This window comes from Proteiniclasticum sp., from assembly GCF_003514505.1.
Taxonomy (GTDB): domain Bacteria; phylum Bacillota; class Clostridia; order Clostridiales; family Clostridiaceae; genus Proteiniclasticum.
In genome coordinates this window covers 14,732-37,690 of record NZ_DOPX01000022.1, presented here as the reverse complement: position 1 = coordinate 37,690, position 22,959 = coordinate 14,732, and the positions used below count along the sequence as shown (strand labels likewise).

21 protein-coding genes are annotated in these 22,959 nt (G+C 45.9%); 5 read left to right on the top strand and 16 right to left on the bottom strand.

Annotated features, from left to right (window positions below):
* Positions 1 to 16 precede the first annotated feature (16 nt).
* The gene (locus DEF30_RS07240; protein WP_294097699.1) at positions 17 to 2,410 is read right to left on the bottom strand and encodes a VIT and VWA domain-containing protein; all 2,394 of its coding nucleotides are present in this window, start codon (positions 2,408 to 2,410) and stop codon (positions 17 to 19) included.
* 421 nt (positions 2,411 to 2,831) lie between these two features.
* Positions 2,832 to 3,656 carry a hypothetical protein gene (locus DEF30_RS07235; protein WP_294097697.1) on the bottom strand — a complete coding sequence of 275 codons (825 nt, stop codon included), beginning with the start codon at positions 3,654 to 3,656 and terminating at the stop codon, positions 2,832 to 2,834.
* Positions 3,657 to 3,844: 188 nt separating this feature from the next.
* Here DEF30_RS07235 and DEF30_RS07230 point away from each other — a divergent pair, with 188 nt between their 5' ends.
* Both DEF30_RS07230 and DEF30_RS07225 read left to right on the top strand, forming a co-directional pair.
* On the top strand, positions 3,845 to 4,042 hold the full coding sequence (locus tag DEF30_RS07230; protein WP_294097695.1) for a hypothetical protein: 198 nt from the start codon (positions 3,845 to 3,847) through the stop codon (positions 4,040 to 4,042).
* 242 nt (positions 4,043 to 4,284) lie between these two features.
* Positions 4,285 to 4,809 (top strand): hypothetical protein, encoded by a 525-nt coding sequence (locus DEF30_RS07225; protein ID WP_294097693.1) that lies wholly within the window; start codon positions 4,285 to 4,287, stop codon positions 4,807 to 4,809.
* Positions 4,810 to 4,861: 52 nt separating this feature from the next.
* Here DEF30_RS07225 and DEF30_RS07220 read toward each other — a convergent pair whose 3' ends face one another.
* From DEF30_RS07220 to DEF30_RS07185, 8 genes are all read right to left on the bottom strand, one after another.
* Positions 4,862 to 5,983: a response regulator gene (locus tag DEF30_RS07220; RefSeq protein ID WP_294097692.1), complete on the bottom strand. Its 1,122-nt coding sequence runs from the start codon at positions 5,981 to 5,983 to the stop codon at positions 4,862 to 4,864.
* Positions 5,964 to 7,916, bottom strand: coding sequence for a histidine kinase (locus DEF30_RS07215; RefSeq protein ID WP_294097691.1), 1,953 nt, complete (start codon positions 7,914 to 7,916; stop codon positions 5,964 to 5,966). Before DEF30_RS07215 ends, DEF30_RS07220 begins: the two co-directional genes overlap by 20 nt.
* 158 nt (positions 7,917 to 8,074) lie before the next feature.
* On the bottom strand, positions 8,075 to 9,430 hold the full coding sequence (locus DEF30_RS07210; protein WP_294097689.1) for an ATP-binding protein: 1,356 nt from the start codon (positions 9,428 to 9,430) through the stop codon (positions 8,075 to 8,077).
* Positions 9,431 to 9,435: 5 nt separating this feature from the next.
* Positions 9,436 to 10,107 (bottom strand): response regulator transcription factor, encoded by a 672-nt coding sequence (locus tag DEF30_RS07205; protein WP_294097687.1) that lies wholly within the window; start codon positions 10,105 to 10,107, stop codon positions 9,436 to 9,438.
* Positions 10,108 to 10,155: 48 nt separating this feature from the next.
* Positions 10,156 to 10,620 carry a peptide-methionine (R)-S-oxide reductase MsrB gene (gene msrB / locus DEF30_RS07200; RefSeq protein WP_294097686.1) on the bottom strand — a complete coding sequence of 155 codons (465 nt, stop codon included), beginning with the start codon at positions 10,618 to 10,620 and terminating at the stop codon, positions 10,156 to 10,158.
* A complete protein-coding gene (locus DEF30_RS07195; RefSeq protein ID WP_294097684.1) occupies positions 10,583 to 10,948 on the bottom strand; it encodes a hypothetical protein in 366 nt (121 codons plus the stop codon). The genes msrB and DEF30_RS07195 overlap by 38 nt, the downstream gene beginning before the upstream one ends.
* A 53-nt stretch (positions 10,949 to 11,001) precedes the next feature.
* Complete coding sequence (locus DEF30_RS07190; protein ID WP_294097682.1) at positions 11,002 to 11,667, bottom strand: DNA alkylation repair protein; 666 nt, start codon at positions 11,665 to 11,667, stop codon at positions 11,002 to 11,004.
* 12 nt (positions 11,668 to 11,679) lie between these two features.
* Complete coding sequence (locus DEF30_RS07185; RefSeq protein ID WP_294097680.1) at positions 11,680 to 12,402, bottom strand: CPBP family intramembrane glutamic endopeptidase; 723 nt, start codon at positions 12,400 to 12,402, stop codon at positions 11,680 to 11,682.
* A gap of 358 nt (positions 12,403 to 12,760) precedes the next feature.
* Here DEF30_RS07185 and DEF30_RS07180 point away from each other — a divergent pair, with 358 nt between their 5' ends.
* Positions 12,761 to 13,381, top strand: coding sequence for a DNA-3-methyladenine glycosylase (locus DEF30_RS07180; protein WP_294097678.1), 621 nt, complete (start codon positions 12,761 to 12,763; stop codon positions 13,379 to 13,381).
* A gap of 105 nt (positions 13,382 to 13,486) precedes the next feature.
* On the opposite strand, the gene DEF30_RS07175 is transcribed toward DEF30_RS07180, so the two are convergent.
* From DEF30_RS07175 to DEF30_RS07155, 5 genes are all read right to left on the bottom strand, one after another.
* Positions 13,487 to 14,308, bottom strand: coding sequence for an MBL fold metallo-hydrolase (locus DEF30_RS07175; protein WP_294097676.1), 822 nt, complete (start codon positions 14,306 to 14,308; stop codon positions 13,487 to 13,489).
* Between the two features lie 246 nt (positions 14,309 to 14,554).
* The gene (locus tag DEF30_RS07170) at positions 14,555 to 16,354 is read right to left on the bottom strand and encodes an ABC transporter ATP-binding protein (protein ID WP_294097674.1); all 1,800 of its coding nucleotides are present in this window, start codon (positions 16,352 to 16,354) and stop codon (positions 14,555 to 14,557) included.
* A gap of 29 nt (positions 16,355 to 16,383) precedes the next feature.
* Positions 16,384 to 18,126 (bottom strand): ABC transporter ATP-binding protein, encoded by a 1,743-nt coding sequence (locus DEF30_RS07165; RefSeq protein WP_294097672.1) that lies wholly within the window; start codon positions 18,124 to 18,126, stop codon positions 16,384 to 16,386.
* Positions 18,127 to 18,707: 581 nt separating this feature from the next.
* Complete coding sequence (locus DEF30_RS07160) at positions 18,708 to 19,433, bottom strand: DUF2161 family putative PD-(D/E)XK-type phosphodiesterase (protein ID WP_294097670.1); 726 nt, start codon at positions 19,431 to 19,433, stop codon at positions 18,708 to 18,710.
* 99 nt (positions 19,434 to 19,532) lie between these two features.
* Complete coding sequence (locus tag DEF30_RS07155) at positions 19,533 to 20,111, bottom strand: DUF937 domain-containing protein (protein WP_294097668.1); 579 nt, start codon at positions 20,109 to 20,111, stop codon at positions 19,533 to 19,535.
* A 174-nt stretch (positions 20,112 to 20,285) separates the two neighbouring features.
* On the opposite strand from DEF30_RS07155, the gene DEF30_RS07150 reads away from it, so the two are divergent.
* Positions 20,286 to 20,858 carry a TetR family transcriptional regulator gene (locus DEF30_RS07150; RefSeq protein ID WP_294097667.1) on the top strand — a complete coding sequence of 191 codons (573 nt, stop codon included), beginning with the start codon at positions 20,286 to 20,288 and terminating at the stop codon, positions 20,856 to 20,858.
* Between the two features lie 96 nt (positions 20,859 to 20,954).
* Complete coding sequence (locus DEF30_RS07145) at positions 20,955 to 21,869, top strand: cation diffusion facilitator family transporter (RefSeq protein ID WP_294097665.1); 915 nt, start codon at positions 20,955 to 20,957, stop codon at positions 21,867 to 21,869.
* A gap of 73 nt (positions 21,870 to 21,942) precedes the next feature.
* Here DEF30_RS07145 and DEF30_RS07140 read toward each other — a convergent pair whose 3' ends face one another.
* Positions 21,943 to 22,959, bottom strand: a complete 1,017-nt coding sequence (locus tag DEF30_RS07140; RefSeq protein WP_294097663.1) for a hypothetical protein — start codon at positions 22,957 to 22,959, stop codon at positions 21,943 to 21,945.

Sequence of the window (22,959 nt, the reverse complement as noted above, 5' to 3'; positions counted from 1 at the left end):
CCAGATGCTCAATATTCTACAGCGCTTTGGCCATGGCCAGGTTTGCGATGTTCTTGATGTTCTTTCTGATGTCCAGCTCAAAAATCTCATGGGCATTCTCCACATAGGATTTTGTGATGTTCAGAGTGCCCGCCATGATGAATTTCTTCTGGGTGGGGGATGCTCGATACACAAGATCCGACACTTCCTCCAAAGACTCTCTGTACTTCATGTCAGAAATATAGTCCACCAGCTCTTTGTTCACGTCCCGGACCTTGCCTTTTAGAAGATTCTTCTTCTCAGCCAGGTCATAGGCGATACGAAGGAGCATATAGTTTCTTTCCGTGATGAGGCTCTCATCCTTCTTCATGGTATTGATGACATACCTCAGCGCCTTGGACACATTGTTCAGGTAGAAAGTGGTGGTCTCTGTGCCCACCAGGAACGCCAGAAGACTTCTTAAGGTGGTTTCCAGAATGTCCCCTTCGGTCTCTTCGCCGATCTCCAGGAAGGATCCGTCTGCCTGCTGATTCTTCGCAAGAATTCTTAAGAGATTATCCCGGTCATACTTGATGGCCATCTTTGCTTCCTTGTGGGTGAGTCCTGTCACCGCCATCTTTTCTCTGATGTTCACATCAAAGCTGTACGCTGCCTCATCCAGGAAGTAGCCTCTGGCCAGATTCTTCATGGTGGACTCTGTCATTTCCATGGGGACAATCTTATTGAGACCCATCCCCATGACCGGATCTTCTATGGTCTCCATCATGATGAAGCTGGTTTCCTTCGAAAGGATGGAATACTCTTTGGAAAGAGCCAGAATCTCTTCCTTAATCTGCTCTTCCTCCACACCTCTTGCAAAGCGCTCCTTTTCCACCAGAGACTCAATTCTCTTTCTGGCCCATACTTTGCGGATGAGCTGAGAGTTTTCCTCTATCTCCAGTTTGTCCAGGTCGATGTGCATGGTGTAGTCTGTTTCATCCACCACACCGCGGATGTCAATGCTTCCGCTGATGACGCCATCCACCAGGGCAAAGATGGTGAAGGGTTCTCGGTCATAAAGATAGGTAATGGTACCCGGATAGGTTTTTTCCACCACCATATCCCCAAAATCAATTTCAGTCACGTCCAGCTGCGGATTATGGATTCTGTTGAACTGACGGAGAATGATATCATCGATTCTTTCTCCCTCCTCAATGAACTCAGGGCGTCCATTGCCCACTTCCGCCAAACGGTTGATGAAGTAGCTGTTCACTTCTGTGTCCATGCCGATGGGGAAGATTCTGTGCTGCCCGATGTTCGTGCGCACATATTCAAGGATCTCATCTTCCTCTGCCACAGAATCATCCGTGAACAGGAAAATAGTGCTCTCCTCTTCTTCCAGCTCCCCTTCCCGGATGGCATCCTTCAGCGCTTCGAAGGTGCATTCTCCTTCTCTTGTGGTGAGGGATTCAATCCACTCCGTGGCCGCTTCCAGATTCTCCTTGGTGAACTTCACTTTTCCGGAAGGCGAGAACTTATAGATCTCTTCATTATAGGCGATGAGATTGAACTTATCTCCCTCTTCCAAACTTCGAAGGGCGATGAGCATGGCGTTTTTCGCTTCCTCCAGCTTAAAGCCTTCCATGGATACGGAAGTATCCAGAATGAAAGAGTAGTTTGTGGTGTATTCCACCGGGATATCCGGCAGGGTGGGCACCAGTTTCAGCATGAGGATGGACTTTTCTGTCTCGTCCTCATAATAGCTGTACCCCATACCTGCAGCGGTCTGAGGATGCTCTTCCCGAAGGGTCAGAATGAAGTCATGATCGAGAGTCTGTCCCTTGGTCACGGTGACCTTGGATAAGGTATCATCTTCTCTTTCCACCTTGATCTTATGACTTGGAGACTTGAAGGCCATCTTGGAATAGGACTCCACCAGAAGAGACAGATAAAAATCAAGCTCCTCCTCGAGCTCCTCTTCTTCCTCATCCTCTTCCCGATAATACACAGGATCCATCACCGATGGAATGTACAGAGAAAGGGTATCATCCTCATAGGTCAGCTGATCCATGTAGCTGATTCTCACATTGACCTTCTCATTGGGCAGAATGTTTCCGATGGTGATGGTGAAATACTCATCGTCCTTCTGTTCCAGAGCCAATGTATTGATGCCCTGCTCCTGACTCTCTTTCAGGGTTTTGATCACAGAGTCCCGCTCCTCCACCATGGCTTTCAGGTTCCGGCCGCCCAGATTTACTTCGATACCTGTGATGAGGGATGTGGATGGCACAGGGAAACTATAGACTCCCTCCATATTCTCTCCGGAGATGTTTTTATAATCCTGGGAAATGGTGTATTCAATGTACTCTCCACAAATATTTCCCGTGACCTCCAGGCGGTTGAGTTTTACCTTCCTGTTGTCTTTTGTGGAAAGACCATATTTTTTCATCATCTGTAGAACCTCCTTAACAAGGCAATCTGTTAGTACTATTATACGCGAAGTGGGACCAACCTTTAAAGCAAAATGTTGAGTTTCTTTTAGATTCTTCCCAAAAAAAGAAACCCTCCGTTTTTTCTCCGAAAGGTCCCATTTTATCTGAATCTATGTCAATGGATGTTATGAGCCTAGCTGAAGGGATTCCTTTTCGCTAGGCACATAGAATGTTGAGACTACTTTGGCAGCACCAGTCTTCTTTAAAGATCCGGATGCCCCGCTTCATCTCCACAGTGCAATCCATGCACCACGAATTTAGTATAATCAGTTCTTTTTCCAAAATCAATGACTTTTACGGAAAAAGAACGTGAATTTAACTCAAATTCAAAAAATTCAGCTTAAAGTGAAATCACTCTGCTAGAAAGGTTTTAGAGGAGTATTAGGACTCTCTTCTACGGTCTTCCATCTGGATGATCTTGGATTTATGCTCGTGATTTCTGATATGCTTCTCACAGTATTCATAGTTGCCTTCACACTTGCTGCAGTATCTGAACTCTATATTGGGATCATCTTTTTCTGTGATGCCGCAGGTGGTGCATTTATGAATGGACTGGACTCTTGTGGTATATTTTGCCACTTCGATGTTCCGCCGGATCTTCTGGGTCTTGCTTCTTCTGTTTTGCACCTTCATGAACCCAGGACCGAAGAAAAGAAGGAAGTTCAACAAAGACACGCCGATGGCGATTCTGCCAGCCATAGTAGCGCTGATGAATTCCACCACGATGAAGGCTCCATAGAGAAGTCCAAGAAACTTCACTTTGATGGGCAGAACAAAGTAAAGATTCACCTGGCTGTCCGGGAAGGTGGCTGCATAGGCCAAAAACAGAGTCATATTGAGATAATAAGTGGTGGTGACTCCAATAAAGAATCCTGCGATGACGGACATGAGCACTCCAAGGAAGTAGTAGGTATTAAACCTTGTGGTTCCCCAGGCCATCTCCAGCACCCTGCCAATATAGAAATAAAACAGGAAACTGATGATGACAAAGAAGCTGGAGGATCCTGGCACAAAGATGAAGGTCAGCACTCTCCAAACCTGTCCTTCTAGAATGAGGTTTCTGTTGAAATATAGAAACGCACTGAGAAGACCATTGGAAGTCATATCCACCAGGAACACCAGGAAAGATCCCAGCATCACATATTTCATTAAATCCCGGACGGCGAATTTTGAAACCAGCCGGTCCAGCTTATCAATTAATTTCATTGCTCTTAACACCCAACTTTCTTAAAATTCCATACTGTTTCACACAGTATACCTTCTGCACTTTAAAATCGGCTTAATGCCCACTTTTTATTTTATCATACATTTCTCTGGGTGATACCCGTCCTGCCTTTATTTTCTCTTCTAATTTCAGTACAATAGAAGAAAAGACAAACGGGAGGTGCATCCTTGTGACGAGAAAACCGCTTCATCTTCTGGTGAATCTTCTGTTTCTCACAGCGTTTCTTCTGGTGACATTCTTCGGTATCGGTCCAGTGCTTCTGGCTGACGGTTCTATGCAGGAAAGACTTTTCACGCTGCTCCTTGTGCTGCTGATCCTTACAGGTCTTCTTCTCCTGTTCCGCTATGTAAAAAGCAGAATCCCCTAGACGACTTTGAAAAGATGCAGCCAGAAAAGAGCTTCTTTTTCTGGCTGCATCTTCAATCCTACATAACAAGAGTCTCATGGGTCCATCTTTAAGAAGATTTTCAGGATTTCTCTTGGAAAAACTTAAATGCCTGAGGTATACTTGAAAAGAATGAAATGAGAAAGGCTTCTACAGAAAAATCAGCTGAAGCCTTCTATTCATGATATAATGATATGTAGTGCTATTATTTTGGAGGCTAGTTTATGAAATACCTTTGGAAAACAATCTGGTTCATCCAGGCGTTCATAGTACGGCTGATTCCCATGCTTTTATTTTTTGTGGCACACACCATCGGTGAAGTGTACATCTACAACTGGGATCCGCTGACTGTTCTTGAAATCAAACCACTTCCCGAGCTTTTTGATTCCTACCTGTTCCTCTATGGAGCCTTGGGACTCATTATTCTGATTCTCTTTTTCATGAAGCTGCCCATTATTGCCAGAGTCATGACCGTGGGAATCCTGGCCTCGCAGGTGGTATTCTTCCTGAAACGTTGGGAAATCTATATTTATGATCTTAAGGATGTGGATCCTTACTACAACTTCTATATGGGCATCCTCCTCTCCATCATTGCAGGATTTGTCCTGCAGGTTACCTGGAGAATGATCCGAAATGGCATCACGCAGGCCTACTACTGGTTTATGATGAAGAGCTTTGGAAAAGACAAAAAAGCAAGCTTCAAGAAAATTCCAGTAAAAAAACTCCCAGAAAAAAAGAATTCTAAGTAAGAATCAAAAAAAGGACCAGTTGCTTTTCACGAGCCGCTGGTCCTTTTCCATTCTAGGATTGTTTATTGTAGAAGTCCAGCACCGCCGAGGGAAGTGGGACACCTAATGCCTCATAGGTTTCCTTCATTTCTTCAAACAGATGCATTCTCCCCCGTTCATTCCGGAGCAGCCCCATGATTTCCAGAAGCCTGATATTCAGCCACTCATGGAGCGGTTCTTCCTTATATACTTTCCGGTAAATTTCCAGGGCGTCCTCATAGTAACGGTGATTAAAATAAAAATCGCCGATTTTTCTCAGTCTTTCCAGATATTTCTCCCGATAGATCTCATGCTGGTCCGCAAGCCATGGATAATCAAGATTTTTCAGATACGGGCCTTCTGCCAGCGCCATATAGTTCAGGCACGTACTGAGATTGCTCTCGGTGATGATGGGGGTCGTTTTGAGATGCTGCTCCCAAAGGTCCACATCCACCTGCACTTCATCTGAATAGACCAGTTTATAGGCATCATCCTGAAACTTGATGACAATGGGTAGATCATGCTGCTGCAGTTTATTCCGCAGCCGATAAAGGATCATATTGAGCGTGGCTGAACTTTTCTCCGGATCCTCCTCCGGAATCAGCGCTTCAAAGATTTCATACTTGGATACAAACCGGTGCCTGTGATGAAGAAGAAACACAAAGAGCTCCCGGATCTTCCCAGAACGCCATTTATAATCCAGCATCATCCCGTCTTTGAACGTACCGGCGTCACCCATGAGCTTTATGAGGATCTTCGGAGAATCCATCGGAGAAACCACCGATTTCTCCTTGAGACGTTCTTCAATGCGTTCCACGGTCTTTTTCACCCGCTCCAGCATAAGGGGTTTTAAGAGGTAATCCAGCGCATACTGCTCGAAGGCTTCCACCGCGTACTGTTTATGGGCAGTGACAAAAACCACCTCAATCCCCGGACAGGAGCTTCTCACTCTGGAAGCCAGGGTAATACCAGACACCATGGGCATTTCGATGTCTGCAAAGACCACCTGGGGCTTCTCTTTTTCAATATAGTGTATGGCATCCATGGGGTTGGTAAAGCTCACCAAATCCTGCTCTTTGATCTTTCCTGTTTTTAGAAGCAGCACCTTCAGGTGCTCCACAGCCATTCTTTCATCATCAATCAGCACATATTTCATTTGAATTCACATCCTCTACAGGTATTTTGAAATAAACCAGAGTCCCCTCATCCAGACCGCTTTCTATATGAAGTCCTTCCTCATAAAGAAGTTTCAGCCTTCTGTGCACATTGATGAGGCCCACCCCTCGGCTCAAGCCGTCTTTTTGAAGGACAGACTGGATGATTTCTTCTGGAATCCCAACGCCATCATCCGCAATGGAGATGACATAGCTCTCCTCTTTCTGATAGACAGAAATCTTCACTTTTCCGCCCTCAAGTTTCTCCATGAGTCCATGACGAATGGCATTTTCCACCAGAGGCTGGAGCGTAAAAGGAGGAAGAAGAAAATGAAGATTCTCCTCCACATCCCAAATGACCCTCAGCCGTTCCTCAAACCTCGACTGTTCCAGCTCCAGATAAGACCCCACCATGGTAAGCTCTTCCTCCAGATGGATCCACTTGTGCGTGTTTTCGAAGTCAAACTTCGCATGGAGGTACTCTCCCAAAGTGGATACCAGATCATGGGCTTTTTCGGGATCCACCAGGATCTGGGATGAAATGACATTGAGCGTATTAAAGAGAAAATGAGGTTTGATTTGCGCTTGAAGAAAAGAAATTTCCTTCTCCTCTACCATATTGTGCTGCTTTGCAAGTTCATCCAAGGTCTGGAGAAGTTCCATGGACAGCTCTCTGCTTCTTCTGTAGTGAAGGGTATACCGGTATAAAAGAAGAGACGCCATGGCCACACTGTACATCCCGATGGCAAGAAACGAAAGATGCATGGTGTCTGTATTGCCAATGCTGTAGAGCATTTCATCAAAATAGAATAAGAATGCTGAAAAAATCGCCGTGGCATAGAGAAGATGCTCGGTGATGTTTTTCTCTAAGGTGTTTCGCCGCTGAAAAATCCAGCTCAGCACACGGACCCACAGCACGAAAAACACCATGGTGGAAAAATAAAAATAAAACTGCAGGGCATACATATAGATATGCAAGGGAAAAAAGAGAATAAAAACAAACATCATCCCAAAAATCACACTGAGCACATTCTTATGAAGCCTTGGAAGAAAATCCTCATACAGCTTGTGAAAGAGAGAAAGCATCCAGAGCATAGCACTGGCCGCCAGTCCATGGCCGATCCGGAATATCCCATCCATACTGAGAGAAGGAAAGAGAATGCCCAGAATCCGTTCGCCGTACATGGTGCCCATGAGCCCCAGAAAAATGGTGCTCAGAGAAAGAGACAGCACTGCAGGCTCTTCCTTCCGATAATAGCTGCTGGACAGATATAAAATAAGGTAAAGAAGCCCCACCAGAACACTCACCGTGGTCATGGAAAATTCAAAAAGAAGATTCCGGTCATGACGATTCTGGAGCGCCACCGGATTTCCGAACTGTAATGGCCTTGCGATGCCCCCTTGCACATACTCATGGTTGGATACATGAAGGACAATTTCCGTCTCTCCTTTTGGTAAGCGAAGAAAAATCAGCTGAGGCTGATTTCCAGGAACGCTTTTCTCGAGGGTTTCTGACACAACCCCATCCTCTGCCAGAAGATCCCCATTGATATAGATTCTGCTGGCATTGCGGATACTGGTTTTTTTCAGCGCCACATCGCTGTCCTGGGGGATATTCTTCAGAAGAAGCCGATAGGTGCCGAAGCCTTTTACAGGATAAGTCTCCCCTTCCACATCCCGGCTCCAGATGCCAGGCACTTCAATATACCGCTTATCCTTTCCATCAAACTGCCCTGGCTGGATGAGTTCGTTATAATAAAACTCCCACTCTCCGTTGAGTTCAATGTAGCTGTTTCCCGGCCACTCTATACTTTTGAAATCCAGAATCCCATCTTTTACATAAAAAGTTGAGTTTCCCATAAAAACATAATAAAAACCGATGCTGACAGCGATCAGAACCGACATAAAAACAAAGACCCATCTGATATTTTTCATTTCCAACTCCTATTTTGCCCATATCTCCATCATCATTATCACGCTTCCCGGGTATGAATGTCATAGTTTTATGTCGAAGGAAGAAATGAATGTAGTACTATTTATTATATAATTCTTTATTCAAAATGAAAACAAAAAAAAGCAGCAAAATTTGCTGCTTAGATCTGCATGGTCTTAGGAAACACGGCTTCCATGGTGGTTCCTTCCCCAAGGGTGCTCCTTGCCTGTACTTCTCCTCCGTGGGTATCCACAATCCATTTTGCAATGGAAAGGCCTAGGCCCGAACCCGCCTTATCCTTGGTTCTTGCTTTTTCTCCCACATAGAAACGTTCAAAGACATTCTTCAGGTCCTCCTTGGCGATGCCTTCCCCCTGATCCTCCACCTGTAGACAGTACCGGTCTCCCTGATCCTTGGCACGCAGGGTGATGGTGCTGCCCTCCTTCGTGAATTTCACACTGTTCTCCAGAAAGATTCTTAAAAGCTGCTTCATCATTCTGCGGTCCTGGGTCACCGAAAACTCTTCGGCCTCCACTTGAAACACTCTGCCTGGCACACTGAGTGAAAAGTCCTTGGCTGTTTCCGCAAGAAGCTCCTTCACCGAAAAAGTAACAGGAGACAGTTTCATTTTCCGGTTCTCTCCCTTTGCAATGAAGAGAAGATTCTCCACCAGCATGCTCATATTGTCCGTTTCCAGCCGGATGGCCTCAATGGCTTCTGATAGGATTTCAGGATCTTCTTTTCCCCACCGGTTCAGAAGATCGTTGTAGCCCTTGATCACCGTAAGAGGCGTTCTCAGCTCATGAGAAGCATCCGATACAAACTGGGCCTGCTTGGAATAAGCATCATCGATTCTGTCCAGAAGCCCATTGAAGGTTTCAGAAAGCTCCTTCAGCTCATCCTTCACCTCCGGCACCTCAATGCGGTCATGAAGGTTCGACGGACCAATGGCTGCGGCGGATTTCGTCATGGCAAGGATGGGCTGAAAACTCTGTCTGGACATGAAGTATCCCACCACATAGCTCACCAGAATCCCCAAAAGAGAAGCGATGATGAGGGTCACCAAAGTCACAGAGTTCATAAAATGATATACCGAAAGATCCTTCACCACACGTAAAGTGACAATGCCTGAAGGAGCAGCCACCCGAAGCTCCTCTATGACAAGATCATCGGACCTCTTCCTTTTCTCCCCCAGTGTTCTTTCAATCATCCATTCTTCTTGATTTGTGAGCGTCAGAAGTTCTTCTGACTTCATAAGCATATCTCCGGACTCCGCCTCCGCATAAAGAGGATAAAGGATCCCTTCTTCAAAGAACAGTTCCCGGGTAAGCGCTTCTCCTGAAAGTAGCTTCTCTTCCAGAGCCGCCGCCAGCTGCTCCACCTCATTATTCGCACTGAGCCTGTTATACAGCTGAGTGCTGAAAAAAACAGCCAGATTGATGATGAGAAGAATGCTTGTGAAAATCAGCGCGTAGTTCCAGGTGATTTTTGTGGACAGTTTCAATCGTCTCATCATGTCACCTAACGGATGATGTATCCGGCACCTCGGACGGTGTGAATCAGCTTGTCCTCATAGCCGTCATCGAGTTTGCTTCTGAGAAAACGGATGTACACATCCACCACATTGGTTTCTCCCTCAAAATCAAATCCCCAGACGTTGTTCAGGATCTTCTCCCGGGTCAGGACGATGCCCTGATTTTCCAGAAGATAGGTCAGAAGATCAAACTCTTTTTTTGTGAGCTCTTTTCTTTCCCCATCCCGAAGCACCTCATAGTTCTCCCGGTTCACAGAAAGTCCTCTGAAGCTTAAGACCTTGCTCTCCTTCTCCTTGGGCTCATTTTTACGGAACAGTGCCCGGAGCCTCGCAAGAAGCTCTTCCATCTCAAAGGGCTTTGTCATGTATTCATCTGCTCCGATGTCAAATCCCTTGACCTTGTCTTCCAGTCCATCCCTAGCTGTAATCATGATGATGGGAATATCGGTAAAGGTCCTGGCCCGTTTGGTCACCTCAATGCCATCCACAATGGGAATCATGAGATCCAGAAGCATCACATCATATTCTTTGTTCATGAGATTCATAAGTGCACTTTGACCATCTGCCACAATGTCCACATTATAGCCTTCGTGGGTCAGCTCAAGCTCCATGAATCTTGCCAGTCTTCTTTCATCTTCCACAATCAGTATGTTTTTCACACCTGCACCTCCAGTACTTATGTGATTCTTTATCACAACCTGTGTCTTCTATTTTTCTGTTTCCTCAAAAAGATCCAGATACTCCTCGTACCCTTCCTCCACCAGCTTCTCCTTCGGAATAAAATGCATGGCGGCAGAATTGATGCAGTACCGGAGCCCTCCCTTTTCCTTGGGTCCATCTGTGAACACATGACCCAGATGCGCATCGGAACCTTTGGATCTCACCTCAATGCGGTGCATACCATAGGTGAAATCCGCCTTCTCCTTCACCACCCGCTTCTCAATGGGTTTTGTGAAGCTCGGCCATCCGCAGCCCGCATCATACTTGTCAAGACTTGAGAACAAGGGTTCCCCTGTATAAAGGTCCACATAGATCCCTTCTTCGAAGTTTTGGTCATATTCATTTCTATGGGGCATTTCTGTGCCGTTTTCTCGTGTCACATGGATCTGAAGCTCCGTGAGCTCCTTCCTTATTTCATCTTCGTCCCGGGTAATATACTCCCTTCTTTTCATCTCTTTTCACCACTCCTAAAATTTCTAGAATGAGCTTCATGTTCTTTTCATTCTTTCCCCAGTCATAGACTGTCTTTTCCACCTTGGATTCTGAGACCATGGACAGCTTCATCTTCTCTTCATCAAGTTTTTCCATATTCACCGTCAGGTACTCTCCATTGGATACCATGGACTTTTTGAAGAAAATCTTGAAGAACCCTGCCGTCTCCGTCAGTTCTCTTTCTTCCATCACCGTCTCCGTCATTTTACGAAACTCCGACTCAATCATCTGAAAAGCTTTGTTTAAAGGCACATTCACCTCAAGCTCTTTCTCTTTTCTCACTGCCACAAAAACCCCTCCTAAACGCCAACTGACAACACGTATCTCTATTTACTTCCATTTTACCACAGTATTTTATCTGAAAGATGCTTTCCCCCTTCTCTTCTGGAAAGAGAAGAAAGCCCTTCTGTTTTCAGAAACTCAAGGACAAAGTCCTCTTTGGTCTTGGCATACTCCCGAAGCACCCATCCAATGGCTTTGTCCACAAAGAACTCTTTCGTGTGAAGATTATTGAGGATCGCTTCCTGCAAAAGATCTTCGTCCATCTTGCCCTTGTACTTCAGCTGAAAGAGAATGGAAATTCTCTTCTTCCAGATATTCTCTTCATAGATGAGCGCTCTCATGGCTTCTTTCACCGCTTCTTCCCGAAGGGCCATGGGGCCAAAAATACTCGGTGCAAAGCTATCGATGGTGTCCCACCAGGGCTCTGTCAGCGCCATGGTGAGTAGCCTTGTAAGATCCTTAAAGGACCATCCTTTCTGGAACTTCTCCAGTAGATGGATGGCCGCATACTTAAACTCCCGCTCGGGAAGACTGTAGAGATACTCCGCATCCTCCAGGAAAAAAGAATCCTGCTCCTCTTTCAGAAACGCCTTCAGAATCGCTCTTCTTTCCGGAGTCTTGATGCCCAGAAACGGAAACTGGTTTCTCATATACTTTTCCATGGGGAGCTGATTCTCAAGATTTTTCTTTTCTCTCAGCATTCTTTCCAGTTTTTTCACGTCCATAAGATCCCTCCTTTATCCCAAAAAAGGCAGATGAATGATGCCGAACATATGAAGACCTACGGTGTTGATGGCAAAGTTTGCGAACATGTGCACCATATAGCTGTTATAGATGTTGCCATTCTTATCATTCAGAAGATTGAAGAAGATGCCGGACAAGAAGAGGCCAAGAATCGCCAGCCCTGTAATAAGAGGGTTCGCCCAGCCGTCCACCATACCGATGTGGTACAGGGCAAAAAGGAGACTGGAGAACACATAGGCACTGCCTTTGCCGAAGGATCTTCTCAGCTTGAGATACCCAAAGCCCCGGAAGAAAAACTCTTCCAGAAAAGAATTTACAAAGGAGATATAAAGGGCCACCAGCACAAAATTATTCCGGTCCACCATGAAATTCTCCGAAATGGCCCCTTCAATAGTCTCTAAGGAGATGAACTGCTGAATCACAAGATAAAGTCCCAGAAGCAGCACATACACAAGAACCCCCAGTAGCACAGACTTTCTGAAACTGCCCTTTTCCCTCCGGGTATCCAGCACCGTGAACACATTCACCTCATGAAAGGAAAGGTGCAGCACAAGGGGCATGCCTAAAAACAGAAAAAGCTTAAAAAATGATCGCCCCCAATACCCAACATCAAACATTGCATCCACAAAAAATGTCAGAAGACTGCCTAGAAGAAGAATTGCTACAATCCATCTTCCCTCTGTCAGTCTCCGTTCTCTTCCAAAAATTTCTCCCATGACGCCTCCACACACAAAAATAATCAGACTTCTCTTTATTCTTTATTCTCTGCAAAACAGAAAAACCCTTTATTTTTCACTATATATTTCTATTTTCTTGCTATCTTCTTCATCCGAAGTGCTATATTTCATAGAAATCGCTTCTTTTTCTCCAAAATTCAGGTTGAAAAAGTGGAAACCCATGATTTTCTATGTAGTTTCCTCTGCTTTCTCTTTTATCGGAGACTCTGCACCTATATAATGAAATCAAAGGGAAGTGTGCCTGAAGCACCTTCTTTGCTCCAGAAAAATAAATTGATCAAAAGATCATTCTGCCATTCTGCCACCATGGAATCACTGGAAAAAGGAGACAACTGTTTTGGGAAAGCTAACCTTCAGCAAAAATGACTTTGAGAACTTAAAAAAGAAAGATGAGAGACTGGCGAAAGCCATGGAGATTCTACCCTTCTACACCAGAGAAACCGATGAGGATCTTTTCCGGAGCCTCATCAACAACATTGTGGGTCAGCAGATATCCATGAAAGCTCAGGAAACCGTCTGGAAAAGGTTTCTAGACTACTTCTCTGCCATCACGCCGGAACACATCGCAGCGGCCACTTTGGAAGAAATCCAAAGCCTTGGCATCAGTTTCCGGAAAGCGGGCTACCTGAAAGGCACCGCGGAAATGGTGCTAAAAAACGAGATTTCTCTAAAGAACCTTTACGGCCTCTCAGATGAGGAGGTCATAAAGGAGCTTGTGAAGCTTCCAGGCATCGGTCCCTGGACTGCAGAAATGCTGCTCATCTTCACCATGGGCAGGAAGGATGTCTTAAGCTATGGAGATCTTGCCATCAGAAAAGGACTGATGATGCTCTATGGCCATGAAACCATCACCAAAGAGATCTTTGAAACCTACCGGCAGAGATTCTCCCCCTATGGCACCTTGGCTTCACTGTACCTTTGGGAAATCTCTTCGGGAAACTATACACTGCCAGAATAAGAACTACGACCAAACGGGAGAAAAGCAAAGGCTTCTCTCCCGTATTTTTGCCATCTCAGTAAAGCCCCTCCGATTCTCAAGCTGATTTTAAACTTTCCAAGCCCTCTATAGCTCTACCACCCGCCCTGTTCTCACATAGTCGATGTCTGTTTTTAACGTCTCCTGAAGCTTTCCATACATTTTTCTTCCAGTGCAGTGACAGGTATAATATTTCGCTTCTTTTTCAGAAAGCTTCCTGGCCAGATGCTCCACATAGAATGGGTCCGGATGCACTTTGGAGGGCTTTTTGATATGGAAACCCCCAAAGACTGCATCTATGTTGCAGTGCATTTTCTCTTCTGACGTCCTGAGAATATTAAGGATTCCCTGATGACCGCAGCCGGAAAAAAGAATGGTCTTCTCCCCTTCTTTCACCACCAGATGCTGTTCATGATGAAAATCATCCGTAAGAATCTTTCCTGCCTTTTCCATATAGAGGGTCTCATTTCCTGGCGGGAGCATATCTTTTCTATCTACCACCGATAGAAGCTGAAGCTTCTCAGAAATCACATGGTCTCCTTGTAAAAGAACCACTTGAGGGTGTCTTATGAGATGCTCCTCCAGCCCCAGGGGATTCATCTCCCCGTTTTCCCGCTTGGAGTAATGGGGAAGAAAAGCCTCTTCCTGTATATAGACCTTTGCTTTCTTATTATAATGTAGAAACTCAGAAAGTCCGCCCCCATGATCCTTATGCCCGTGGGAAAGCACGGCCAGATCCACTTCTTTAAGATCTATCCCCAGTTTCTCACTGTTTTTTCGAAAAGAGTCATCGGGACCAAAATCAAAGAGAATCTTCTTCTCCTCTGTTTCTATGTAAAAAGAAATGCCATGGGCATTCATGAGGTCTTCTCTCTCCAGATCATTTTCCAGAAGCACTGTCACTTTCATTCTTCATTCCCCCTTGAGACTGATTAAAATCATTGTACCCCAAACCTTCTGCTCTTCGCAAAAAATTTGGGGTACTGCTTTTTATATATAAACTGAAAGGCCTGATGAAGTTCATGAGGCTCCATCCTTCCTTCTATTTAATTTGACCAAAAGAATCGAAAACGCTTCGCTTCTTCTCTAGATTTCGGGTCTTCTGCCTGAACTTCTACTGCCATGAACTGCTGATTCTGGGTTCAAATGATTCTTTTAGACAACTTTCCCTTTTAAGACTTCTCTACCTGCTTCTTCCACAAACTGATTGGTGTAAAGCTCATAGTAGTGTCCTCTCTTTTTGAGAAGTTCCTCATGGTTTCCTTCCTCAAGGATCTCTCCCTGGTCAATGACCAGGATTCTGTCCGCATTTTTGATGGTGGACAGTCTGTGGGCCACGATGAAGCTGGTTCTGTTCTCCAGCACTTCTTCAATGGCTTTCTGGATCTTCGCCTCGGACTCTGTATCAATGGAGGAGGTGGCCTCATCCAGGAAGAAGAGTCTTGGCTTTCCGATGATGGCTCTGGCAAAAGAGATCAGCTGCTTTTCTCCTGTGGAGAGCATGCCTCCGCCTTCGCCTACTTCTGTGTCATAGCCCTTCTCCAGCTTCATGATGAAGTCATGGGCATGAACCACCTTCGCCGCTTCGATGATGTCCTCATCCGTGGCAGCAAGCTTACCATACCGGATGTTCTCTTTGATGGTTCCACTGAACAGGTGCGGTGCCTGAAGCACATACCCGATGTTCTGATGAAGCCAGCTCTGAGGTCTTTTTTTATAGTCTTCACCGTCTATGAGGATCTTCCCTTCGGAAGGCTCATAGAAACGGCAAGCCAGGTTCACAATGGTGCTTTTTCCGGATCCCGTTTCTCCCACAAGAGCGATGGTCTCCCCAGCTTTCACCTGAAGATTGAAGTTCTTTAAAATGTACTCCCCTTCCTTATAGAAGAAGCTCACATTCTCAAAAGTCACATCTCCATGGATCTTGCCATAGTCCTCTTTTTCTTCCACTTCTGTGTCCACGATCTCCTCTTTTTCATGGAGAAGACCCATGACACGTTCTGCGGCAGCCTGGGCACCGATCATTTCCGTATAGATTCTTGCAATTTCAAGAATCGGATCAAAGAACTGACGGGCATAGGTGATAAAGAGAACCAAAGTACCGTAAGTCAGTGCCCCATCCATGAGGAAATTGCTTCCAAGAAGAAGGGTCAGCACCGTACCTACTGCAGAGATGAAAAGCGTCATGGGCAGATATCCCGCCGAAAGCGTGGCTGCCCGGATGGACGTCTTTTTCATATCCTTCGTCACGTCCTGGAACTCTTCAATATTAAGTTCCTCACGGACCAGGGTCTTTGTGGTTTTTGCACCCACGATGCCATCATTGAAGAGGCCCGTAATCTTGGAGTTGATCTTTCTTACATTTCTGTAGGAAACCAGCATCTTTTTTTCAAAGAAGACACTGACCACTGCCAGGACCGGTACCGTAATAAGGGTCACCAGAGCTAGCTTCCAGTTGATGATAAGCATCACCACAGATACACCCAGCATCATGGTGGCGCCCCACACCAGGTCCACCACACCCCAGGCCACGGTTTCTGAAATTTTTGTGGCATCGGAGGTGGTTCTTGCGATCATCCAGCCCACGGCATTTTTGTCATAGTAGCTGAAAGACAGTCTCTGAAGCTTTTCAAAGGCATCCTTTCTGAGCTTGTAGACAATGCCCATCTCAATCTTCCCCGCATGGCGGATGAAGAGAAAGACGATGAGCCCGAGACCCATGGCCAGAAGTCCATAAAGGACCCCCACCATAGTGAGACCGTTATAGTCTCCATTGGCCACGAAATTGTCGATGGCATATCTTGTTAAAAGCGGAAAGACGATGTCCATGCCCGCAAGCCCTACCATAAAGCCGCAGAGTATGAGGAAGTCTTTCTTGAAGATGGAGAGATACCGGAACATCTCTTTCCAGACGGTCTTATCCACTTTCAGTTTCATTTCTTTTTGTTCTTCCATAAATTATGTTCACCCCTTTTGTGACGCTCTTAGATCGCCATCTGCTGCAGATCCCAAATTCTCTTGTAGAGCCCTTCCTCACGGATGAGGGATTCATGGGTGCCCTTCTGGACCACACGGCCTTCATCGAGAACGATGATCTGGTCGGCTTCCGCCAGGGTCTGTATCCTGTGGCTGATGATGAGCGTTGTGATGTCTTTGCTTCGTTCTTTCAGCGCCTGACGGATGCGAAGATCCGTTTCGGTGTCCACTGCACTCAAGGAGTCATCGAAAATCAGAATTCTCTTGTCTTCATCGATGATGGTTCTCGCAATGGCGATACGCTGCTTTTGACCACCGGAAAGGGAAACTCCTTTTTCTCCGATGATGGTGTCATATCCGTCCTTAAAGGTCAGGATATTGTTATGGATGGATGCGGCTTTTGCTGCATCGAAGATGTCTTTTTCCTTGTAGGCTCTTTTGGTGATGCCGATGTTTTCCTTGACGGTTTTCGCGTAAAGGTGCGGCTCCTGAAGCACAAGACCAATCTTCTTTCTGATGTGGCCTCTCTTTATGGTCTTCAGCTCATGTCCATCCACTTTGATGCTGCCCTCATAGTCATAGAGCCTCTGAAGAAGATGAACCAGGGTAGACTTTCCGGATCCTGTGGATCCTAAGATGCCAAGGGTCTGTCCTTTTCGCACCTCAAAGGAGATGTCATTTAGGACTTTCTGATGCGCGTCATAGGCAAAGCTCACATGGCTGAAGGAAATGTTTCCTTCAATCTCCGGCGTTCTTTCAAACTCCTTGTCCTCTTCCACCTCTTCGGAGAGAATCTCCTCGATACGGTCCAGGGCCACGGTGGTCTTGCCAAACTCACTGAGAAGTCTTCCCAGCTGCTTCACTGGCCATAAAAGCATGGACACATAGGTGATGAAGGCTGTTAAAGTTCCGATGGTGAGTTCTCCCCGGATCACCATGCCCGCGCCCACCACGAGAACGATGCCGTTCTGCATGAGGGTCAGAAGGTCCGAGGATGCCCAGAACACCGCTAACGTTTCAATGAGTTTATAGGTGATGGTCTTATGGTTCTTGTTCACTTCATCAAAACGCTGGATCTCAAACTCTTCTCTGCCGAAGGCTCTCACCACTCTCACACCGGAGAGATTCTCCTGGAGCACTGTGGTGAGGCTTCCTTCTGCTTCATCTGACTTTTTGAAGGTCTTCTGGATCTTCGTGAAGAAGATGTAGCTGAAGAAAAAGAGAATTGGAATCATGATCATGGAGTAGAGCGTCAGCTCCACATTCATGGTGCCCATGATGACCAAGGTGAAGACCAGCATGAAGACGATTCTTCCAAGGTCCACCACTTGGACACCGATGAACCGGCGTACCATTTCCACGTCAGAGGTGCACCTTTGCACCATATCTCCCGTCTCTTTCCTGGTATGACGTTCAAAGGTCATATACTGAATCTGACGGTAGAGCTTTTCTCTGATTTCTTTTGCAATATTCTCAGCAGCATAGCTGGAGAGGTATCCCTTGAGGAACATAAAGATGCCCCGGAAGAGACTCATGATGACAATGATCCATACCACGCCCCAGAGGCTCTTTCCAAAGGCGTCCATGAGGAACTGGAGGTTCCCTGCAGGCACGTCTCCTACGATGGAGTCAATGGCGTACTTGATGAGGATCGGCACTGCCAGCTGCATGACTGTGGCCAGCACAATGGATAGAATGGCCAAGGTAAAGACCAGTCCATATCCTTTCAGGTATTTCGTTAGTTTTTTCATGTGGTTTCACGTCCTTTCCTTCTGTCGGTTCTTTTCCTGTGATGAAAACTTGTATACATAATTCCATGGGCTCTCAAATAGTCCAGCCCCCCTTTTATTTTGTAAAAAAAATACACGCAGACTGCCTGCGTGTTTTGCGTAAAATGAGGGAGATCGATCGCTTCTCCGCTCCTTTATGATGCCAGAAACAAATACACTTCATTCCGGACAAAAAACAAAACCACAGGCTATGCAGCCTGTGGCTTCCATCTATCTACAAAATTCCTTTGCCTCAGCAAAGACATCCGAAAGAGGTGCTCTTCAGGTTACATACCGTATAATTCATTGTATAACTAAAAACAGGCGCAACAATAGCGTCTAGATCAAATACTACACTTGCATTTCTCAAAACTGTATTGTTCATCATCACGTTCGTAACCTCCTCTTTTCGTCGTATCACAGTATGTCATATGTTCTGTGACCTCTTTCATCATAATTCATCATTTAGGACTTGACAACCCCCAAAAATGAATTTTCTAACTTTTTCCACGATTTCCCCTGGACTTCTTCAGAATCTAAAGTAAAAACCCTTGACAACAGGGTCAATGTTCAGCTTGAACCGTCTCTTTCTGAAGTGAATCCTCTTTCTCATACTCCATCATGAACCCAAGAAGAAGGGGTTCATAGACCTTTTCCACCGCATCTGTGCTTTTTAAAGCATATTTTCCGTGTCCAACTTTTTCAAACCACTGATAATAATTTTTTGATAAGAGCGTTCCTTTCAGTCCTCTTTCTTTCAGATCCTTGGGAGAAATATGTCCTTTCACCCGGATCAGTGCTGCTGCCCTTAATGCATCTTCCCGGTAAGCCGTTAAAAGTTTTTTCCCTCTGGACCCACCTTTGTTCCCATCCACGGACCTCTTCTCTGTTTCTTTCAGAATCCGGACCTTCTCTTTCAGACTGGAGCGTTTTCCTTTTTGAAGATCATACAGGGAGGGCTCCAGCACTTCCACCGCCTCCCCCTTTTCCACATCCACATAAAGAAGTCCCAGTTCCAGGCGTTTCAGCATATAGAGAAGATTGGTGAAGCTTCTGTTTTTCACTACCCGTTTGGGTTTGGGCACGGCCAGATACACCAGGTCACAGGTTTTCTGGCGAAGAGTCCCTTGGGTCAGAAGCTCCAGCGTAAGCCCCTTCTTCAGCTCAATGCCCACCAGAAGATTTTCTTTCACCGCCACCACATCTATGTCCCGGACCTCACTTCTCACAAGAAAACCACGGTCCTCAAAATAGGTTTTCACCGGCATATACAAGTCTGTTTCTTTCAACGAATCCCACCCCTTTATGACTCTTATTATACAAGGGAAGGGCCAAAAAAGAAAAGAGCTCTGACGCATCAAAACTCTTATCTACCAAGCAGTACTATTCTATTTCTTCCCGAAGAAGCCTCCCATAAGGTCATCCACAAAGCTGCCATCCTGATCCTTGTCCAGAATGTTCTTTGCCATATCCATAAGGCCGTTGCCACTGCCGCCACTTAAGATCTTTCCGAGAGAACCCGTGAGATCTGGAAGACTGTCTTTACTGATATTCTCTTCCTTTTTCTTCTTTCCCAGCATGCCGATGAGAACCGGAGCCAGCATGGCAAGAAGTCCTGTGACCTGACTGGAGGATAAACCCGAGCTCTTGGAAATGCTGCTCTCCACCTGATTTTTCTTTCCTCCCAGAATATGCCCCAGCATCTTCTGACCGTCCTGAAGATCCATGCTGCCAAGGAAGCTTTGAAGATCCTCCACATTGTCATCGCTGTGGTCTTCCAGAGCCTTATTGAGTGAAGCTCTCTTTTCTTCATCCTTGGCATTTTTATTCAGCGCTTCCACAAGAGTTGGAACGCTGAGTTTTGCCGCTTTCTGCACTTCTTCTGGTCTGGCACCCACTTTTTTCGCAATCTCTTCGATGGTCTGACCTTCGGAAAGAAGGGAACCCAGTACATTTGATAAATCCATGAAACATCATCTCCTTTAGCCAAAGTATAGCACGGGAGCCCCTTTCCTTTCCCGAAGAATCTATGAACAAAATGTCAAGTTTACGGGCAGCTTTGACCAAAATTCGACTCTGTGATATGATGGTAAGGAAAATGACTGACAGTCATTCAGTAGCCAGCAGAAAAAGGAGTTGCCATGAACAAGAAAGAAGCTTTACTCCACGCCGCGGTTCATCTCATGGGTGAGCACGGATTTGAGAAAACATCCGTATCCCAGATCGTGAAAGAAGCAGGGGTTGCCCAAGGCACCTTTTATCTTTATTTCCAGTCAAAAAGCGCCCTGGTCCTCAGCATCGCCCAGTCCATCATTGAAGACCTTCTTTCTGAAGCGAAAAAGTTTCCGGAAGTCTCAAGCGTCTCCCTGGAAGAGTTTCTAGGAAGTATCACAGACCTGACCTTCTCCATGACCAGGAAACATAAGAAGCTCATCGGGTTTGTCTATTCCGGCACAGCCTACTACTCTTCTTTTCAAGAATGGGAACGGCTCTATGAGCCTTACTATGCATGGCTTTCTGAAAAGCTGCGGTATTATCAGGAACAGAAACTTCTAAAGGACGTGTATGACACAGATCACTTGGCCAACTACCTGGTAGGTCTTCTGGAACATGGTGCGGAGCAGGTGCACCTGACAGAAGCCAAAGGATTTACAGAAGAGATTTCTAAAAGCACACTGCACACAATGATTCTCGAAGCTCTGAGAGCTTCCTAAAACAACAAAATTTATCAAGAAAGGGGTGCTGACCGCGGCTTTCCAAGGGGTGACGAGACCTCAAAAGAAATGAGTTTGGAAACCGCAAAAAGTATCATGAAAACACAAGTAACAGAAAAAAGGCTCTTATCCCATTCCCTCATTCTATCCATTTTATTTTCCGTCATCGGCGTTGGGGCTGGACTTTATACCCGTTCCCAAATGATCATGTTCGACGGACTCTATTCTTTATTAAGTGTGGTGCTCTCTTATCTGTCTTTAGCCTCCGCCAGGTTCATGTCCAAAAATGACTGGAAGAAATTCCCCTTTGGTAAATCCATCGTGGAGCCTTTGGTGATCATTGTGAAATACTCCGCCATTCTCATCATGCTGGGAGCTTCCGTCATCGGAGCTGTTTATGCCATCTTGACCGGCGGCCGTCCGGTGGATAAAGATATGGCGCTCTTTTATGCCGTCTTCTCTTCCCTGGCCTGCCTCATCATGTATCTTCATCTAAGAAGGCAGTCTAAAAAGCAGCACTCCGGACTTCTCAGTGCAGAATCTTCCCAGTGGCTTTTTGACACCTACGCAAGTTTCGGCGTTCTTGTCACCTTTATTCTGGTGTACGTGCTGGATCACTTCAATGTGTATCCTGCCTACCTGAACTACATCGATCCTCTCATCGTACTGGTCACAGCAGCAAGCTTTGCCAAAGTGCCTTTTGTCTCCATCCGCATGGCCATGAAAGAAGTGCTGGGTGTTTCTCCCGAAGGAGAGCTTGCCAGAAATCTGGATGCCATGACAAAAGAAATGGAGAGAAAATACAAAATGAAGGAATCCTTCCTGCGGGTCACCAAGAGAAGAAAACTTCTCCGGGTAGAGATTGACTTCATCGTGGATGAACACTCCCTGGTCCAGACCATCAAAGAACAGGATGCTGTCCGGGAAGAGCTGGAAAAAAAGCTTCATTCCATCAAGACAGACAAGTGGATCACCGTGGCCTTCACCTCAAATAGAAAATATGCGCTATAACAGCATAGGCATGATATAGATTGTATGGAAAAGACCGGAAAAGCTCCCTTTAAAAGCTTTCCCGGTCTTTCTTCTATGCTTCTTTCTTTCTCATCCCTTTTCTTACTTTGTAGAGTGTGCTGAGGCTGTCAATGAGGCTCAGTACGACAATGAGGACCCCTGTAAAGATCTTTCCTCTTGTGATCCATTCTCTCGCAACCTCTGGAGCCAGTCCCATACTTTCCTGAAGCTCCGTGTACAGGGCAGGATTGAGCAGCGCCCCATCGGTGAGAATCACAATGGCAAGGATACAGAACCCCAGTTCAAAGACCAGATTGAAGACGGCCATGGGCATGTCCCAATACTCTTTCACCATCTGCCAGATAAATAGGATCACCTGAGCTATGGCAAAGATCCAGAAAAGTGGCAGGTAGCTCTGAAGTCTCTCTAAATGGAACACCGGTATATTCTCCAGGGTGCCTCCATCTTTCATCCAGAAGATGCCAAACTTGTCGGACCCCATATAGAGGAAAATCATAAAAATGACGGTGACCACCAAAGAAATAGCAGCCTCCACCTTGGAGATCTTCAAGGAAGTGCTGGAAGGCACAGGTGCCAAGTCTCTAGGAGACCATTCTTTTTTGAAGAGTTCATGATACCCCTCTTCCGCAGCTGTGTTTTCCAGTATCACAAAGGATACGGTGACCCAGAAAGCAGCCTGAAGTCCTCCTGAAATACTGGAGGATATGATTGTGCCAATGAGCCGTCCAATCTCTCCCACTCCGAAGGATTCCGTGGATGTGCCAAAAACAAAGGAAACCAGATTCACCACAAGAAGAACAATCATGACGATGCTGACCACAAGTTTCAGCACTTCCAGATATTTATCAAAGTAGGAAGGTCCAATGAGGTACCTTTTCCTTGTATTATACTCTTCTGAGAGTTTTCTTGGACTTCCTAAGGTCTTCAGCACCTTAAGCACCTCTTCCTCTGAAGGGCTCTCCGGCAGCATGTCGAGAATATTCCCCCGAAGCTCCATGGCCACATCTTCCCTTTGGGCTTCTGGCAAATATTTGGTTACGGCATAAATGTATCTTTCCATCATTTCCAT